The sequence below is a fragment of the Acetobacter aceti NBRC 14818 genome (assembly GCF_000193495.2).
GTDB lineage: Bacteria > Pseudomonadota > Alphaproteobacteria > Acetobacterales > Acetobacteraceae > Acetobacter > Acetobacter aceti.
Genome location: NZ_AP023410.1, coordinates 742,029 through 759,417, shown reverse-complemented (window position 1 = coordinate 759,417; position 17,389 = coordinate 742,029). Strand labels below are relative to the sequence as shown.

The following is a 17,389-nucleotide window of genomic DNA, read 5'->3' as shown; positions in this document are numbered from 1 at the left end:
TGATAATCCCATGCACAGGAAAACCCGCCCTCTGGCTCTGGAAACGGACCCAAAAGGCGGGTTTTTTCGTTGTATGAACAGAATTTCGCCCATTGCCTCTCTGGCTCTCCTGTTGGCCACGACGGCTGCGCAAGCCGAACCTGCTGCAACAGGAGCGACCCCCGCCGCGAAACCTGCCTCACCGCAAAAGCTCTCGGCTGAGACCAAAAAAGCCGGACTTGTGGCCCAGCTTGCCGCGTCAAAAAATCCCACGGAAGCTGCGCTGATCCGGGGACAGCTTGAAGAAATCCGGGCACAATCCATCAGACCCGCGACAAGATTGCTCATGCGGCGTGCGGCGCGTGAACTGTCGAGCGAGAAGCCCGGCGATGCTGTTGAGGATTTCGGTGCGGCCCTGTCGCTGCAGAATGACGTTGCCGTCCTGTGGCGATTGCGGGCGCAGGCGCGGCTGATGGGGGGCGATACCAGCGGTGCGATCAGTGATCTTGGTGTTGCGCTTCAGCATGATGGAAATGATGCGGTAAGCTGGCAGCTTCTGACTGCCGCGGAGGACGCTGCTGGAGATGGGCAGGCTGCTCTAAAGGCGTGGCAGCGCGTAATGGAGCTTGATCCACAGTTGCCGGGAGCCGCCAGGAAGTTTGAAAAGCTGCAACTGAAGGCTTTTGGACGGCCAACCTGATTTCATTGTTTCTGATGAAAAACGGACGGGCCTGAAGACACCCGGTTGGGTGCTTCAGGCCTTTTTAAATCAGCTGTTGGAGCCAAACGTGGTGCGCGTGACTTCAAACAGGAACCACGTCCGCTTTTCGCTTTCGTCGATCCAGTTTTCCAGCAGGCTGGTCGTGGCGCAGTCTCCGACCTCGTCCGTCAGGCCATGGACCTGACGCATGGCGGCGACCAGCTGCTTGTTGTCCTCACACAGCTCGGCAATCATGTCAGGCGCATCGACATAGACGGCGTCATTGTCCTTGATGCGCTGCAAGCGACTGATCTCGCCGATCGAATGAAGCGTCAGGCCACCGATACGGCGGGCGCGTTCCGCCAGAGGATCGGTCATGGCCAGCAGTTCTGCTCCCTGATCATCCAGCATCAGGTGCAGATCGCGGAAATGGCGACCGCTCATGTGCCAGTGGAAATTTTTCGTTTTCAGATAGAGGGCGAAGACGTCAGCAAGCAGGGCACGGAGAGCGGCGGAGATATTTTCCACGCCTTCCTTGGGTAGATCCGAAGGTGTGCCCAGATAATGCTGGACTTCAGCGGAACGTGCCTGCTCGGCTTTGCTGGAAGCAGATGACTTGCTCATCGATGTTTTCCCCTTTGATTTTGTCCCTTCTGGCTGGGTCGGTCTCACAGGACGGCCGTCTCCATGACGGAAAGTCGTTTGGGACCGGAAGCGAGCGGGACGAAGCCTTGAGTGGCTCCACGGCCAGCATGCAGCCGCTCAATGGGGGGCGATGTCAAGTGAACAGAGTGTTGCGTAAAAAGCGCGACAATATCGTTATCAGTGGCGGGGACCTACACGATCAGATGTCCTTGTGAGGACCTGAGACTCGTCTTGGGCTCCTGAAGGACTCGGAATACAGAGGCTGTCCGTTTCTCAGGATCGCCTCTGCGGCAGGAGTGAAACTGCCATCATCCTTGTGCAGAACTAATCCTGGCAGAATCCTGGAACCCGCCTGTCCGCCGCGACGGGCGCGAATCAGCACGATCCGTGCTTCTTCTCCCTCGTGAGGCCAGAGAGGGATGATTTCAGCACTCCCGATCCGCACTTTTTCACAGGCGGCGAGAGTCTCAGCCAGTCGTGTGCTGGGAATCGCCATCGTCAGGGAGCCTTTTTCCCGCAGGAGACTGGCGAAAGTGGAAATCCAGCGATGCAGGGTGTCTTTTCTGGCGCGGCGCGCCTTGTCCCGTCGCGGCTCGGGAGAGGCTGTCGCGTCCTCGCGATGCCAGGGGGGGTTGGCGAAAATATGATCGAATCGGAAAGATGAGATTTCCGGCGTGTCGTTTAAAATCTGACCTGCATTGCAGATGTCTCCGGTAACAATCTGCGTATCCTTGCTGGCGTTGAGAACGAGATTGATGCGGGCCAAGGCCGCTGTCGCCGGATCGATTTCGAATCCTGTGAGCATCAGGTTTTCCACGCGGGCTGAAAGGCACAGCAGGCCAGCGCCAGCACCGCATCCGGCCTCCAGCACGCGGTTTCCCGGGCGTGCGGGAATGAGGGCCGCCATCAGGACGGGTTCAAGGCCAGTCCGGTAACCCTGACGGAACTGGTGATAGGCGATACGCCCCCCTAAAAGAGTGCCGTTCGTGGTCTCTGGCAGGTCAGAAAGGGAGGGGGTTGCGGGGCGGACAACTTGACCGTCTCCGGAGCGCCGCTCATATGGTTGCACTACTAGGGTCCCTTTTTCGGGAGAAAGTCATTTGCACGTTGCAGTCAATCTGCCGAATACGGAGGGCGCCGCAAGCCCGAATGCAGGTCAGGTCGAAAAGAAGGCTGGCGACAGCACACGTGTGGATGATGCCGTGAAACCTCAGAACAGTGAAAACGTCCTGAAAGCTCTGGCTGACTATCTCGCCGATGACATGATGGCCTGCAACAGGGAAATCGTGGCGCGGATGCAGAGCGACGTGCCGCTGATCCCGCAACTGGCAGCCCATCTGGTGGCGGCAGGCGGTAAGCGGCTTCGGCCCCTGCTGGTGCTCGCAGCAGCCCGTGTGGCCGGATATCGGGAACATGGCGACGATATGCGCCATGTGGGCGTGGCGGCCTGTGTGGAGTTCATCCATACGGCGACTCTGCTCCATGACGATGTGGTCGATAACAGCCAGCTTCGCCGCGGTCTGGCGAGCGCAAACGCCGTGTTCGGCAACAAGGCCTCGGTGCTCGTCGGCGATTTCCTGTTTGCCCGTGCCTTCCAGATTCTGACGGCTGACGGCTCTCTGCCAGTCATGGCCATCCTCTCCGCCGCATCCGCAACGCTGGCGGAAGGTGAGGTCATGCAGATGACCACGCAGAACGACCTGACCACGACAGTCGATCGCTATCTGCAGGTCATCTATGGCAAGACGGCGGCTCTGTTCGCCGCTGCCTGCGAAACCGGAGCGGTGGTCGCCAAGGCCGACGACCAGACGAGGGAGGCGCTGCGTCAGTATGGCGCGAATCTCGGCATGGCGTTCCAGCTTGTGGACGACGCGCTTGATTACGCCGCTGATCAGGCCGTGCTGGGCAAGACGGTTGGTGATGATTTCTACGAAGGAAAAGTCACCCTGCCAGTGCTGGCTGCCTATCACGCTGGCGACAGCGATGAGCAGGCTTTCTGGACGCGCACGATCGAGAACAACGAAGAGCAGCAGGACGGTGACCTTGAGCGTGCGCTTGACCTGATTGCGAAGACAAACGCCATCGACGTGACAATGGAAAAGGCCCGCGAATACGCCGAGGCAGCGAGTGCTGCTCTGGATCAGGTCTCGGAAGCCTGTCTGGCTGCGAATGCCGATATGGAGCCGTTGCGTCAGTTGTTGAAAGATGTCGCCATCTACACGGTCGATCGCGCCCGCTAAGAGGCGGGCGTGATACAGGCTGTTTCAGGCTGAAGTCTGAAGGGCGTTTTTCAGGAAAATGCCCTTCCGTAAGCGTCTCTGTGGCTTGTCAGAGACTTCGTAGACAGGATGGGAGGCTGAGCTCCTGATCCGGAATAGCCCATTGTTCTGCGTGGGTGTAACCAAACGGACGCAGATGAGCCTCCGGTTCGGCTACATCAACCGGTGGAGCAGTGAACCAGAGATGCTCCGCTGTATCGTATTGAGTTACTGACACTCCCAGAGCTTCCAACACAGTAGCGGTGTGTCGGGCAACTGCATCTGCCGGATCAAGCCAGGCAACATGCTTGGGTGAGGCGGCACGCAGGGCTTCATACAGGAATGTGTAATGTGTGCAGCCCAATGCGACGGCATCAATGCGGTCTCCGTCCGGTTGCCCGAACAAGCCAGCGACTTCCCGCTCGATCAGATGGGGGGCGGGAGGCTTTCCTCTGAAAGCTTCCTCGGCGTAGTCGGCCAGATGACGCGCACCGTGGGCGATGAGTGTGCAATCAGGCGCAAATTCTTGGCGTAGTGAGTTCACATAGGGACGGCGCACGGTTGCCCGGGTGGCGAGCAACCCGATGACGCGGCTTCGGCTGATGCGGGCAGCCCAGCGAATGGCTGGAACACACCCGACAAAGGGCGTCTCCGGGCAGGCTTCTCGTAACGCACCAAGCGCCAGCGTGCTGGCTGTATTGCAGGCGACGACAACGACGTCGGGTTTGCAGATGTCGATCGCGTCTTTCAGGAGGGCTACGATATGAGCGCAGAGCGCTGCATCTTCCTGCTCTCCGTAAGGAAACAGGGCCGTGTCTGCGATGTAGCTTATATGGGCGTCAGGCAGACGACGACGCAGTGCCGCGACAATGCCAAGTCCGCCAATACCGGAATCAAACGCCAGAATACGGCCTCTGGCCGGAGAGGGGATAAAACTCTCTCCGGCTGGTGACTGATCTGGCATGGAAACCGGCACGTTCATTACATTTGCGCGTTACTGTCAGGAATCACGGGCTGTTTTCAGGGCCAAGGCTTCCTCAAGGCTGCCGACGCCGCCATGTTTGGCGGACCATGCGCAGGGGTCTTCAAGGAAGCGACGCACCTCAGCAGCAGCGCCTTCCGAGAAATATGGACGCTCGGCGCAGGCTTCCAGCACATCCCACCAGGTGCAGAGGGAGTGCAGGGTGATGCCCATTTCCGAGAGCGTCTTATGCGCGCCGGGGAACACGCCGTAGAAGAACACCACGAACGTATGATCGACAATCGCGCCTGCATTGCGCAGAGCCTTGGCAAAACCGATTTTTGATGCCCCGTCGGTCGTCAGGTCTTCAACAAGAAGAGTACGCATGCCTTCCGGCACATCGCCTTCGATCTGGGCGTTGCGGCCAAACCCTTTGGGCTTTTTGCGGATATAGGCCATCGGCGTCATCATGCGGTCGGCAAACCATGCCGCGAAAGGAATGCCTGCCGTTTCACCACCGACTACGGCGTCGATGCTTTCATATCCCACGTGACGGCCGATTTTCTCGACACCGAGCTCCATGATTTTCGCCCGGGCACGGGGGAAGAAGATGATGCGGCGGCAGTCGATATAGACGGGCGACTTCCAGCCGGATGTCAGTGTATAGGGATCTTCAGGGCGAAAGTTGACCGCCTTGATTTCCAGAAGAAGCCGGGCGGTTGTAAGGGCTGCATCCCGGTCCCACGCAGAGGCATCATTGCCGAGAACCGATTCCTGTCCGATCATGTGCTTCATGTCCCTTTCCCATCGCGCGCATTCGCCTGCGTCGACGTGGCATAGCTGCACACAGGCGGAAAATCCATCACTCACGGTTGAAAACCCACTGACTGGCACGGTGGACTGGTCTCGGCTGGTTCCATGACGGACGTTCTGGAGCCGTCACCTGTGCCTGTATGGGTGATTGAATCGGCTCAGCCGGGAGGATGTGGACCGGCGCATGCTCTTGCCGGTCGCCTTGGATGTTCTTTCAGACGTCTGAGGGATGCGTCTTTTGTCGAGAATGATTCCGCTCCGCCGGGCCTTATCCTGACAGCAGGGTTTTCTGCCGGGATGGCAGGTCTTTCCCTGCGTAAGAAACTGAAGGTGCCTGTTGTCCACTGTTGTAGCAGCCGATCGGTGGCTCTGGCAGGAAGTCGCGTTTTTGATGAGGTGATTCTCTCGTCCTGGCATGTGCCGGAAGGGAAGAATGGCCGTGTCTTTCCTGTTCTGGGGCCGTTGAGCGTTGTGTCTCCGGCTCTTTATGAGCGCGCCGAACGGCTCTGGCGGGAGAGGCTGGAGCACTTGCCGCGACCAAGAGTTGCCGTGCGGCTTGAAGCCGGATGGAGTGATTCTGTTTCTGACGCCATGCTGGCGGCACTGCAGATCGAGATGAGTATGAGGCTGTTCGGAGGTTCCGTAATGGTCACAATCGGCGAGGGAGTTTCCCCAGCCTTTGCGAATGCTTTTGCGGAGGGGCTAGGCTCATGCATCAAGCTTATCTGGCGGCATGGTGAACCTGACGACAATCCCGGATTGGGATTTACCGCCTGTGCGGATGCCGTGCTCATCTACGGAGCCCGTGTGTCCGCGCTGATTGAGGCAACGGCGAGCGTTCTTCCGGTGTTTCTGGGGCACATTCCCGGTCGCTTTGGCGCATATAACAGTCTGGCTCGTGCGCTTCTGGAGCGAGAGAATGTCCGGATATTTGACAGCGACTTTTCTCCATGGCCCCGGGAGCCTCTTGATGAGTCTGGGCGCGCTGCAAACTATATCAGAGACAAATTTGAAATATAATTATTGAAGATATTTCTTCTTTGATTGTGTCGGAAAGTATTGATGTGATTATCATCGCTCTGATGTAGCGTCGAGTGTGGGGTTTGTGTGGTTTGTTCGGAACTGTATTTGGCGCTACTCACCCAGATGTCGGTCTATAAACTTGCCGATCTGGGGGAACGGCCGATGCAGTCAGCGCAGTGATTAGTGGTGCAGGAGAGCACACACCTCATTATACGGATAATGCGACGGCTGGACGTTATGGGAGCGGGACAGGCCGCTGGCTTGTCCCGTTTTTTGTGTCGAGAGTTTTGTTAAATTTTGATGTATTTGCGCCTGACAATTGCCGATTGGCGGGTTTGGCTCTGGTCTAAAATTGCAAAATGGATATCAACGGCAAATATGGCGAAACCATTAAGGGATAAGGCGGCGGCTGCAATCTGTTTGATATCGAGTGACCCTCTGATTGAAGCGGTATTCAGAGGTAATCCGCCTTGTGTGCATTCCATGCTGCATACCGTAGGTTTTCATATTTCTTTGATATGAAAGGGATTTTCTGTTTTGGAATGTTGGGCTGCATATGCTGTTCCGAACGTAGGTCTGTCCCGATATTATCAAGGATTTTCTCAGGAAGCAGAAAGAAAAGTGTCCCGATCTTTATTCCTGTTCCTTCGTGAAATGGAGTTTGCCTTTTTTATGGGTGCTGATTTTGTGCGTCATGATCGGGTGATTTTTGAAATGGCGAGAGCGACGCCTTTTTTGCCTAAACTCGCGACAAAAGACCGGATGAAAGCAGCGGAAATTTCCCTGAATTGGCTACGCATCTCCGGAAAGAACGGTGTCCTTCATTGAATGTCTTGAGAAACAGGGAGTGCGGGTCAAGGCACATGGGATATCTGTATTTTTTCAATCGCTGTCTGGTTCAGACGACCCGGGAATATTCATGAAAAATCAGCAGGGCCTGTCACTGGCAGTTGGAATGCTTTCGTTGCTGTCGCTGGCGGGATGTCAGGAAAATGAGCCAGTCGTTACACCGTTGCCGGGCGCTGTCGTGTCGATGAATGCGCCGGAACGGACAAACGGTCAGATCAGCGTCGCGACAGGCTCAAAAGCACTGGCATCTTATGGCCGTCATTCTTCAAGCGGACTGGTGCCAGCCGGACAGGGTGAGGGGGGTGACATCACCCTTAACTTCGCGGGAACGGATGTCAGGGCTGCGGTTGATCAGATCCTTGGTGACCTGATGGGTGTCAATTATACGATTGATCCCGGTGTGCAGGGCACCGTCACATTGCGGGTGACGCATCCGATCAGACGCGATCAGCTGCTTCCTGTGCTGAAAGATATCCTTGCCGGTTCTGGTGCGACAGTCGTGCAGGACAACGGTCTGTATCGTGTCGTTCCTCTTGCCGGAGGCAGGTCTGGCGGCGGTCCGGGCGGAGGCGCTGAACAGGGACAGATCGCGATTGCGCTGAAATACACATCTGCGGAAAATCTGGCCAAGGTACTGAAACCATTCGAACAGAATGGAGGGCATATTGCTGCCTCCACCGGTTCGAACGTGATCATCGTCAGTGGTGATCCAGCCAGTCGTCAGGCCCTTGCTGATCTCGTCAGAAGTTTTGATACAGACATTCTGTCTGGCATGTCCTATGCGCTTCTCCCGTCAATATCGGGAAACGCACAGGAACTGTCGCACGCTTTGCAGACAGCGCTCGACGCCGGAAAGAACGGCGCACTGTCAGGACAGCTTCAGATCGTGCCAATGTCGCGTATCGATAGTGTCCTCGTCGTCGCACACACGGAGCGGCAGATTGCTGACATACAGAGGCTGTATCGTCTGGTTGAGGCGCGACGGTACAAAACAGCACGCGTCTGGAATGTCTATTATCTCCAGAATGAGCGTGCGAATGACGTGGCCTACGTCCTGCAGCAGGCATTTACTCCAAGCCATGTAACGGCTCGCCCGACAACGCAGAATGCGTCGGTTGGTCAGATGGGCAACGCGATGAGCCAGAATGGCATGTCTGGCGGCAGTAGCTCGGGCGTCGGCTCTTCCATGGGGGATAGCAGTCAGCAACAGGGGCTGGGGGGACTGTCATCCGGGAGCAGTAATGGCTCCAGCGGGCAGAGTGACGGCATGTCAGGAAGCGGCGGTAGCCAGTCCTCCCAGCAGCAGGATGACGGCATCTCCAACAATCCTCTGCTTGGCGGTCTTGGTAATCAGGGGAGTGGTGAAAGCTCCCGTGAGACTGTGAAAATCATTCCTGATTTGCAGAATAATTCGATACTTGTTTACGGCACACCAGAAGAAACCGGCGATGTGATCGCCATGCTGCACAAGATCGACATCATTCCCCTGCAGGTGCGGATCGACGCCACAGTGGCGGAAGTCACGCTGAATGATAATCTGAAATACGGAACGCAGTTCTTTTTCAAATCCGGCGGCGTGAACGGTATCCTGAGTAGCGCCACCCAGAGTCTTGGCACGTCAACACTGACCTCCTCCCAGTTGAGCAGTTCATTCCCCGGCTTTGTGTTGGGTGGAAGCAGTCAGGGAGGTGCACCTTTCGTCATCAATCTTCTTCAGGGAATCACCAAGGTTCAGGTTCTGTCCTCACCGGAACTGATGGTCATGGATAACCAGTCCGCCTCATTGATGGTGGGTGATCTGGTGCCATATCTGACCGGCTCCACCACAGGCGTGCTGACCTCCAATTCCACAATCACGAACTCCATCAATTATCAGCCGACCGGCGTTATTCTCCAGATCACACCGCACGTCAGTAATGGCGATCTGGTGACATTGGATGTGTCGCAGCAGGTCAGTCAGGTCTCGTCTTCGACGACGACCACCGGCAGCGGCTCCATCAACAGTCCGACCTTTTCCGAACGTCAGGTGAAATCTCGCGTCGAGATTGCTGACGGACAGACGGTTGGTCTTGCCGGCATGATCACGGACAATCGTCAGACTGGAAATCAGGGCATGCCGTGGGTTAAGGACATCCCGCTTCTGGGTGCTCTGGCGGGAGACCAGACCAATTCACGTTCCCGGACGGAACTGCTGGTGCTGATTACACCGCATGTCATTCACAGTCAGACGGACGCAGCAAAGCTGACAGAAGATATGCGCGAACTGCTGCCTCACGCGGCGATGCTGCAACCTGAGCTGGCCAAGCTGCCCATGTCGGGATCGTCGAATCCCAATCATCGTGTTCTCAAAGCTCTTGGATTGAATGACTGACGCCGCAGAATAAAGAGGACAGCTTCATCCGGCACTTACACCTGTGGGGTGCGTGCCGGTGGGCTCAGACGTGGCGGCTCAACTCAATAAACACGTCATATGAAGGCGGCGGAGTATTCCCTGTCGGCGGGATTGAGGCTGCTGCCCGTGGTGCTTATCAAACAGAAAATATTTCTGCCTTAAATTCAGGTTATTGCGTACTGGTTTGAGGGATCAGAGCACATGCGGGTACCTTTGAAACCGCGCGTTTAGGTGTAAGATACTACGAGGACGATAGTCGTGCACTGGCTTTACGCTGCCAGTAACAGAATAAAGTAAAGTATGGAGAGTTTTAGATGGCCATGACCCCTGAGCGTATTCGCAAGCGCCTCGTTCGCGTGTTCAATACCATTCTGCCGGGAAAAAGCGCTGAGGAAATCCCCGAAGCAACAATGGACAACACGGAAGCCTGGGACTCTCTGGCGACACTGTCACTCTTCACGCTCGCGGAAGAAGAGTTCGGCATCAAGCTTGGACTGGACCTGATCGGTCAGACCAAAAGTTTTGCAGCACTTGAAAAGCTGGTGACCGAAAAAGTCGGCTGATCAGCATCTGAGCCTGTCCAGCATTAGGAGTTGTTTGTGTCTGATTTGCCTCTTTCTGCAAAAATCATCCCCGGTCTCGGTGACATTCTGTCCACCGGAACGCGCATTGTCGCAGGGGCATGGCCGTTTGGGGAGGCAGACAGCTTCCGTGAGCTCAAGGTCCATATCATGGGCACGACAACCACGGACATGCTGGCACGGGCCATCGCCATCGGCTGTGTTCAGGAGAACATCCGCCCGCACATTACCCAGTCACTGTATGGCTCATTCATGCAGGATGTGTTGAATCCGGCCTCCGAATTTTACAGCATCAAGCCGGATATTGCGGTCATTGTCTCGGACTGGCGCAGTCTGGTGGCGGATATTCCGGCCAGCACCAGCGAGGAAGACGTCTCTGCAATCATCGACAAGAAGGCGAATGAAATCCTGTCGATGTGGCGGCGTATCAGCCAGAATTGTGGTGCGAAGATCATCCACCACTTTCCGCCGCCGCCGCAGTTCCGTCTGACCGGTGTTGCCGAACAGTATCTGCCAGCATCCTATACCAACCAGCTTCAGCTCCTTCTCAGAAGACTATGGTCTGCCGAGACTTTCGGTGTGCAGATCATCGATTTCGGTCAGTTTGCGCTGGAATATGGAAATGCTGCCGCGTTTGCGCCCAGAAGCTGGTACAGTGCCAAGTTGCCGATCGAAAACAGCGCTCTGCCTGCCTATGTGCCGTTGTTCCGTTCGGCGCTGCGTGGAGCCCTGAATACGGCGAAAAAGGCTCTTGTCCTCGATCTCGACAACACCCTCTGGGGTGGTGTGATCGGTGATGACGGCGTGGACGGCATCAAGATCGGCAGTGGTGATGCTGTATCCGAGGCTTACGCGGCTTTCCAGAGCTATGTGAAGCTGCTGGCCGATCGAGGCATCATTCTGGCCGTGTGCAGCAAGAACAATCCTGACATTGCCAAGACCGGTTTTGACAAGTCGGGAAGTATTCTCAAGGTCGGTGATTTCGCCGCTTTCGAAGCCTCATGGGGCGATAAGGCCAGCGGTCTGCGCAAGATCGCCAAGCAACTGAATATCGGTCTTGATGCGCTTGTGTTCGTCGATGACAATCCGGCGGAATGCACGCTTGTCCAGCAGGAACTGCCGCAGATCGGAACCGTGCATCTCGATGGTGATCCGGCCGATTTCATCGCGCAGGTCGAGCAGGGCTACTGGTTCCAGTTCCAGAAATACAGCCGCGATGATTTTGCTCGCACGCAGGCCTATGCCATGCGAGCAGCAGCGCTTGCCGAGCAGGATGATGCGTCAGATCTGCCGTCCTATCTCCGTAGCCTGGAGATGCTCGGACAGGCCGTTCGTCCTTCGGAAGGACAGATCGAGCGTGTCGTTCAACTGGGGCAGAAAACCAACCAGTTCAATCTGCTGACTCAGCGCTTCGACGAACAGACAGTCCGTGGTTTCATGGCGGATGACGGCAATGTTGTTCTGGCCTGCTCCCTGAAGGACAAGTTCGGCGATCATGGTCTGGTGTCCGTTCTGATTGCCCAGAAGCAGAATGACGATCTCGATATCGTCGAATGGACGATGAGCTGCCGCGTGTTCTCTCGTACCTTCGAGCAGTTCATCATGAATGAACTGATCCGGATCGCTCAGGAGCGAAACATCCGGCGCATCGTGGGGCGCTTCAAGGCAACGGCTAAAAACAGCGTTGTGGCTGATCTCTATGAACGTCTCGGCTTCGTGCGGGAGGGTGATGATGTGTGGGTGCTGAATCTCGCAGACGTCACAGCGCCGCTTGAAACCTATGTGACAGCGGTTTCCGCATAAAAGTTTTTGAAACGAACAAAGGCTTCAGAGTGAACTGCTCTGAAGCCTTTTTTATGTGGTTGGTCAGAGATTAGTTTCTGTGCTTTCAAAGCATCAGACCTGATAATCCGACGATGGTGTCAGACCAGAATGCCTTGTTCCCTGTCCATTCTGTCGATTTCATTTTTGATGGCCGCTGTTATGCGGGTGTCGAAGGCAAGTCCGATATCTTTTGTAAAATTGTTGATCTCGTTCCAGCTGTAATCGAATGGAAACGGGATATGAAAATAGGTGACGTGGTCGGATTCAGGGCATTCCTGAGCGGGACGATTGCAGTTCAGAATAAGGAGCCGTGAGGCGTTCTTTGCAAGGATCTGTTCCATGCTGGGGACAAATTCAGCAAGATCACACTCGCCTGTTATGGCATAGACAAGTAGGCAGTGGCCTTTGCTCCACATGCTTTGAAAAGCATCGATTTTCTTGTTGATCAGAGAAAAGAAGGTTCTTCCGCACTTTTCGTGATGATGTTTTTTGATTATGCGGGCTGAAGGACACGCGCCCTGAGGAGTTCGAAGCCTGCTCTTCCGAACATGGTTCGCTTGATCATTTTCAGTCGGCTGATCTGTCCTTCAACCGGGCTGGTTGTCCAAGGTGTGACAAGAGACGCTTCAATGGCAGCCGCATCCCGTTCAAGCGCGGGAATCAGACGTGACAGCAGCGTCGTCTTTCCTTCTTCCAGCAGAGCCTTCAGATCGCCTCCCGTGCAGGTGTCACCCCTTTTACAGAGCAGGGTCTGCATTTTCCTGAGCCAGCAGAGTGTGACGGCAAGGTGCGGTTCAGCTTCCAGAAGGGCAGGAACCAGCAGTCCCTCCTGTCCGGCAGATAACGGATCCTCTGCGAGGAGAAGCCGCGCAAGTCTGCGTCCCCGAGGTGCAACGACATGCGCGGAAGGAACGAGTTTCGCGGAACATCCCTGTCGCGTCGCCACCCATTTCCAGACGGTGCCATATTGTCCTGCAAAGCCCTGCTCCAGGAGTTCCCGCCATAGCTGACGACTATTGCGACATCCTTCGGACCATCTCTTTTCCAGGTGGGCTGTGTAAGGCACGAGTATGCTGCGTGACGGAACCGTTCTTTTCCATGGTGGTGCATGGCCCCGCTGAAACCAGCGCCGCACGGTTTTTCTCTCTACCCCGATCGTTGTGGCGATAGCCTGAATGCTGTGTCCCGCTGTTTTCAGGGCAAGAGCTTCCTTGAAAAGAATGTCACGCCGTTCCCCAGAGGCTGACCTGACGACCGCCTGCGCCTCTTCTGGATGCGCTCTGATTGTTTCAGATATTTTGCTTACGACCGTTGATACGTTCATCTGTCGTGTCAGGGTCCTGACAGTCGTCGTAAAACGGTCCAGAATGCTGACAAAAGCGTCTGACAGGTTCTTCAGCAGATGCCAGCGGTCTGTCACCTGAAGAGCGGATGGTGCGCCTCTGCGGCATCCGTCTGCATAAGTACCGGCACGGTCTCTGGCAATGATTTCAATACCGGGGTGGACCTGCAGCCATCGGGCAAGGGTATCAGCGTCCCGATCTGGCAGGAGGTCAATGACATCATTTTTCTCAAGATCGACCACAATCGTTCCATAGTGATGTCCCCGCCGCCATGCCCAGTCATCCACCCCCACCACACGTGTAAGGGCCGTGCCTTTTGTGGTGTTCTGCACACGTGAGAGAAGACGGCGGACAAGAGTATCCGCGCTGATGGGGCAACACAGGCGCACGGTCATTCGTGCTCCAGCGGAACCGCCCAGGGTGTGGGCGATATAATAATGAAGATCGGCAAGACGTGTGGTCTGTCTGCCATGACGCACGGTTATCCCCTCAAGGGGCATGACAAACGTCCGACGTGGACAAAGCATCGTCTGGCAGAAAAAGCGCGGCACAGAAACGATCAGCGTGGCTGGACGGCCCTGCCATGGAAGATCCGCGAGTTTTCTCTGATAGAAACTGTGAATGCGTTGTGTCGGGCACTGACAGTCCGGACACACTGCACTCCGTTTTCGCAGACCGACTTCGATCTCCACTCTGTTATCCAGTGCAACAACACGACGAACGACGAGGGAACGGGGAAGATCAAGAGACCGAAGGCGTGACACTGGGGAATATCCATGAAAGTGAACGACTTTCTGGATTTCCCAGTTCCGGAACCTCAGTACAAGATACCCATCACGAAAAGTGCGGAAGAACCGAAAAGAAGGCCTTGTGGTCAGCGCCAATGAGCGTGCGGCCGCGTTCGTGACCAAAATGAACACCGCTTGGTCTGTGCATCATCCGCGGAGCACCTGCGGGGTCCTGACTTTCATAATAGTTGTCCGGATTTCGAAAACTCTCAAAGTCACTGAGCAGAGCTTCTGCGGCTGAGTTTTTTCCGAAAGCACCCAGATCAAAAATCGTTATGGCGTCGGGATTGCCGATATATTTGAGGAGCCCCCACCGATTTGCTATCGAATAGGGAAGGCAGTTCTGACCGAAAGACAGGACCTGCGTCTTGCTCCCCGGACGGGAGACTATTTTTCGGTTCCAGAGAGCTGATTCAACGATGACACGAAGATTGGCGTAATTGATGCCATCAAGGACCGGATCGTTCGGATCGCAGCGTTCAAGAAAGATATCACACAGTTCAAGCTGACGTTCAAAATCGCCAAGTGTCTCAAGAGCAAAATAGAGCGCTGCGCCACATTGGTTAAATCGTGTCAGCACATCCCAGTATCTGGCGAGGAACGCCCTGATGGCGCCGAAATCCTTCTTTTCAACAAGAGGGAGAAAAATCTCTGTTATAACAGGGAGATAGCATAGATCTCCCCGTGGATCATGCTGCTTTAATACGACGTTTCGTCGTCGGATACATTCATCCCAGTCAGCACGAGCGTCAAAGGTGCGCGTCCAGGACAGTGTAAAGCCCAAGTCATCCGGGAATGTTTTGTAACACCACTCTATACATTCATCAGCTTTTTCCGTCTGACGGGCATGCTGTAACGCGGAAAGATATTGCCACCAGATCCCGCGATCATCAGGAAAGCTTTTTGTCAGAGTTTCAAATATATCACATGCTTCTGCGTAATCGCCGTCTTCCATAAGCTCCTGAGCCGCATGAAATCTTGACGATTTTTCCTCTTCAGAAACAGGAATATAGTCTGACACAGCTTTTTCTCCGGCGTGACCCGCGCATTGCATAATATAGTGGCAAAAGGAAGCAAGGCGAGGCGGTTCAGGCAGATGGAACCCGAATATCGGTGCCTCAGAATTTATTCTGACTCAGTCATGAAAAAGGCATGGCGAAGAGGGAGAACACCACGGCTCTGAAGGAGTTGATACATAACGTGAGTTAAACGTGATGCCGGAATAGGAGCCATTTCCTTGCATAGGTAGGGTGCGTGAGATATAATCCTAAAGTTGCAAATGATTATCAATACTAAGGATAAACACAGTGGTCGATAGCAGCCGGATAGCGAGAAACTGCGAAAGGGCTGTGATCACGGCTTATCAGGAGCTTAAGCAGGTGGGGACAAACGATGTCTCCGCGTTCAATGCCTGCACGACTCTTTATCGCATCCATCATCCGGAATCTTCCCTGAATGAGGCGAGACGTCTGGTGTCCGAATGGATTGATCATCACGTCGTCAAGAAGAGCAACGAGCCGACCAAAGGCTGTGATTGCGCTGTAAAGTAAGCGCTGTTTTTCTGAGCGCTATATGATGATTGCAACCCAGCATTTTTGACGGGCCAGAGTGGCGGTATTCCATTCTGGCTGTCGCGTGAGTTTTATCACGGTACTATGATTCAGGACCGTGTCCTGAATCCTGCAAAGGGCAAAAACCCCTTTGATTCCATCCTGCTGAAATCAATACGAAAAAGGGACTGCTTCCTCAGGAATAGAGGGGCCGTTTTTCACTTCTGACGTCGTCGTCCATAAAAAAGGGAGACCACCTTTTACGGTGGCCTCCCTTCTTCGGCAGTCAGAAATCTAGTCGCGCTTATCGCTTGTCAAGATCGACGAAATTACGCTCTGCATAACCCGTATAGAGCTGACGCGGACGGCTGATACGCTGTCCCGGCTCTTCGATCATTTCTTTCCACTGGCTGATCCAGCCTGTGGTGCGGGCGACCGCAAACAGCACGGTGAACATGCTGGTAGGAATGCCCATCGCCTTCAGGATGATGCCGGAATAGAAATCGACATTCGGGTAAAGCTTGCGCTGCACGAAATAGTCGTCGCTGAGAGCGATCTTTTCCAGCTCGACAGCCAGATCGAGTTCCGGATCGTCCTTGATGCCGAGTTCTGACAGCACTTCGTGACAGGTCGCCTGCATGATTTTCGCGCGGGGGTCGAAATTCTTGTAGACGCGATGTCCGAAGCCCATGAGCTTCACGCCGCTGTTCTTGTCTTTCACCTTGGAGATGAAGTCGGGGATATTGTCCTTGGAACCAATGCTGGCCAGCATTTTCAGCACGGCTTCATTGGCGCCGCCATGGGCGGGGCCCCACAGAGCCGCGATGCCAGCTGCGATACAGGCGAACGGATTGGCTCCCGTCGAACCGGCCAGACGCACGGTGGAAGTCGACGCGTTCTGCTCGTGATCGGCATGCAGGATGAGGATACGGTTCATGGCGCGGGCCAGAACCGGGTTCACCTTGTAAGGCTCGGAGGGGCGCGCGAACATCATCGAGAGGAAGTTCTCGGCGTAGTTCAGGTCGTTACGCGGATAAACGAATGGCTCGCCAACCGTGTATTTGTAGGCCCAGGCGGCAATCGTCGGGATCTTGGCGATCAGACGCATGGCCGAAAGGTCTCGGGTTTCCTTTTTGGAGATGTCGTTGGCGTCCGGATAGAAAGCGGACAGCGCGCCGACGGTGCCGCACAGGATCGCCATTGGATGGGCGTCACGGCGGTAGCCGTTGAAGAAGTTGCGAATCTGCTCATGCAGCAGGGTATGATTCGTGAGCGTGTTCACGAAGGAAGCATACTGCTCCTTGTTGGGCAGCTCCCCGTTGAGAAGCAGATAAACCACTTCCGGGTAGGATGCGTGCTCGGCGAGCTGCTCGATCGGATAGCCCCGATGCAGCAGGATGCCCTTGTCACCGTCAATAAAGGTAACCTTGCTTTCGCAAGAGGCTGTCTCGCCATAACCAGGGTCGAACGTGAAAACGCCCGTATCATGGGTCAGACGACGAATATCGACGACATCCGGTCCCAGAGTGCCTTTGAGAACCGGCAGTTCAGCCGATTTGTCTCCGATTTTGATGCTGGCAGTTGTACCCGTCACAGCTTCCTCCGACGCGCTCTATGGCGCTACTTCTGAAACGATCTGGCCACGCGCCTCAAGGCGGTGGCAACCCGGTGAATGTCCCTGAT

General features: G+C 55.3%; 16 protein-coding genes. 8 read left to right on the top strand and 8 right to left on the bottom strand.

Annotated features, from left to right (window positions below):
- The first annotated feature begins 73 nt into the window (after positions 1-73).
- On the top strand, positions 74-679 hold the full coding sequence (locus EMQ_RS03495; RefSeq protein WP_018308454.1) for a tetratricopeptide repeat protein: 606 nt from the start codon (positions 74-76) through the stop codon (positions 677-679).
- 69 nt (positions 680-748) lie between these two features.
- Here the strand turns inward: EMQ_RS03495 and EMQ_RS03490 are convergent, their stop codons facing one another.
- Positions 749-1,303, bottom strand: a complete 555-nt coding sequence (locus EMQ_RS03490; RefSeq protein ID WP_018308455.1) for a Dps family protein — start codon at positions 1,301-1,303, stop codon at positions 749-751.
- A gap of 220 nt (positions 1,304-1,523) precedes the next feature.
- Positions 1,524-2,231 carry a tRNA1(Val) (adenine(37)-N6)-methyltransferase gene (locus EMQ_RS03485; RefSeq protein WP_010667979.1) on the bottom strand — a complete coding sequence of 236 codons (708 nt, stop codon included), beginning with the start codon at positions 2,229-2,231 and terminating at the stop codon, positions 1,524-1,526.
- Between the two features lie 193 nt (positions 2,232-2,424).
- Between EMQ_RS03485 and EMQ_RS03480 the strand changes: the two genes are divergently transcribed.
- Positions 2,425-3,564 (top strand): polyprenyl synthetase family protein, encoded by a 1,140-nt coding sequence (locus EMQ_RS03480; protein ID WP_010667978.1) that lies wholly within the window; start codon positions 2,425-2,427, stop codon positions 3,562-3,564.
- Between the two features lie 88 nt (positions 3,565-3,652).
- Here EMQ_RS03480 and murI read toward each other — a convergent pair whose 3' ends face one another.
- On the bottom strand, positions 3,653-4,546 hold the full coding sequence (gene murI / locus EMQ_RS03475; RefSeq protein ID WP_231368007.1) for a glutamate racemase: 894 nt from the start codon (positions 4,544-4,546) through the stop codon (positions 3,653-3,655).
- Between the two features lie 36 nt (positions 4,547-4,582).
- Positions 4,583-5,338, bottom strand: a complete 756-nt coding sequence (locus tag EMQ_RS03470) for an orotate phosphoribosyltransferase (protein WP_010667976.1) — start codon at positions 5,336-5,338, stop codon at positions 4,583-4,585.
- 123 nt (positions 5,339-5,461) lie between these two features.
- On the opposite strand from EMQ_RS03470, the gene EMQ_RS03465 reads away from it, so the two are divergent.
- From EMQ_RS03465 to EMQ_RS03445, 5 genes are all read left to right on the top strand, one after another.
- The gene (locus tag EMQ_RS03465; RefSeq protein ID WP_010667975.1) at positions 5,462-6,376 is read left to right on the top strand and encodes an ELM1/GtrOC1 family putative glycosyltransferase; all 915 of its coding nucleotides are present in this window, start codon (positions 5,462-5,464) and stop codon (positions 6,374-6,376) included.
- Positions 6,377-7,000: 624 nt separating this feature from the next.
- Complete coding sequence (locus EMQ_RS03460; RefSeq protein WP_018308457.1) at positions 7,001-7,207, top strand: hypothetical protein; 207 nt, start codon at positions 7,001-7,003, stop codon at positions 7,205-7,207.
- A 91-nt stretch (positions 7,208-7,298) separates the two neighbouring features.
- Positions 7,299-9,599, top strand: coding sequence for a type II secretion system secretin GspD (gene gspD / locus EMQ_RS03455; protein WP_018308458.1), 2,301 nt, complete (start codon positions 7,299-7,301; stop codon positions 9,597-9,599).
- Between the two features lie 335 nt (positions 9,600-9,934).
- Positions 9,935-10,183, top strand: a complete 249-nt coding sequence (locus EMQ_RS03450) for an acyl carrier protein (protein WP_010668610.1) — start codon at positions 9,935-9,937, stop codon at positions 10,181-10,183.
- 36 nt (positions 10,184-10,219) lie between these two features.
- Positions 10,220-12,004 carry an HAD-IIIC family phosphatase gene (locus EMQ_RS03445; protein ID WP_231368008.1) on the top strand — a complete coding sequence of 595 codons (1,785 nt, stop codon included), beginning with the start codon at positions 10,220-10,222 and terminating at the stop codon, positions 12,002-12,004.
- A gap of 119 nt (positions 12,005-12,123) precedes the next feature.
- On the opposite strand, the gene EMQ_RS03440 is transcribed toward EMQ_RS03445, so the two are convergent.
- The 3 genes from EMQ_RS03440 to EMQ_RS03430 form a co-directional block, all read right to left on the bottom strand.
- Positions 12,124-12,366: a hypothetical protein gene (locus tag EMQ_RS03440; RefSeq protein WP_018308459.1), complete on the bottom strand. Its 243-nt coding sequence runs from the start codon at positions 12,364-12,366 to the stop codon at positions 12,124-12,126.
- 152 nt (positions 12,367-12,518) lie between these two features.
- Positions 12,519-14,132: an ISL3 family transposase gene (locus EMQ_RS03435; RefSeq protein ID WP_035347742.1), complete on the bottom strand. Its 1,614-nt coding sequence runs from the start codon at positions 14,130-14,132 to the stop codon at positions 12,519-12,521.
- 70 nt (positions 14,133-14,202) lie between these two features.
- Positions 14,203-15,177 carry a tetratricopeptide repeat protein gene (locus EMQ_RS03430; protein ID WP_132012078.1) on the bottom strand — a complete coding sequence of 325 codons (975 nt, stop codon included), beginning with the start codon at positions 15,175-15,177 and terminating at the stop codon, positions 14,203-14,205.
- 286 nt (positions 15,178-15,463) lie between these two features.
- On the opposite strand from EMQ_RS03430, the gene EMQ_RS03425 reads away from it, so the two are divergent.
- The gene (locus tag EMQ_RS03425; RefSeq protein WP_010669274.1) at positions 15,464-15,706 is read left to right on the top strand and encodes a hypothetical protein; all 243 of its coding nucleotides are present in this window, start codon (positions 15,464-15,466) and stop codon (positions 15,704-15,706) included.
- Positions 15,707-16,010: 304 nt separating this feature from the next.
- Here the strand turns inward: EMQ_RS03425 and gltA are convergent, their stop codons facing one another.
- Positions 16,011-17,300 carry a citrate synthase gene (gene gltA, locus EMQ_RS03420; RefSeq protein ID WP_018308463.1) on the bottom strand — a complete coding sequence of 430 codons (1,290 nt, stop codon included), beginning with the start codon at positions 17,298-17,300 and terminating at the stop codon, positions 16,011-16,013.
- Between the last annotated feature and the right edge of the window lie 89 nt (positions 17,301-17,389).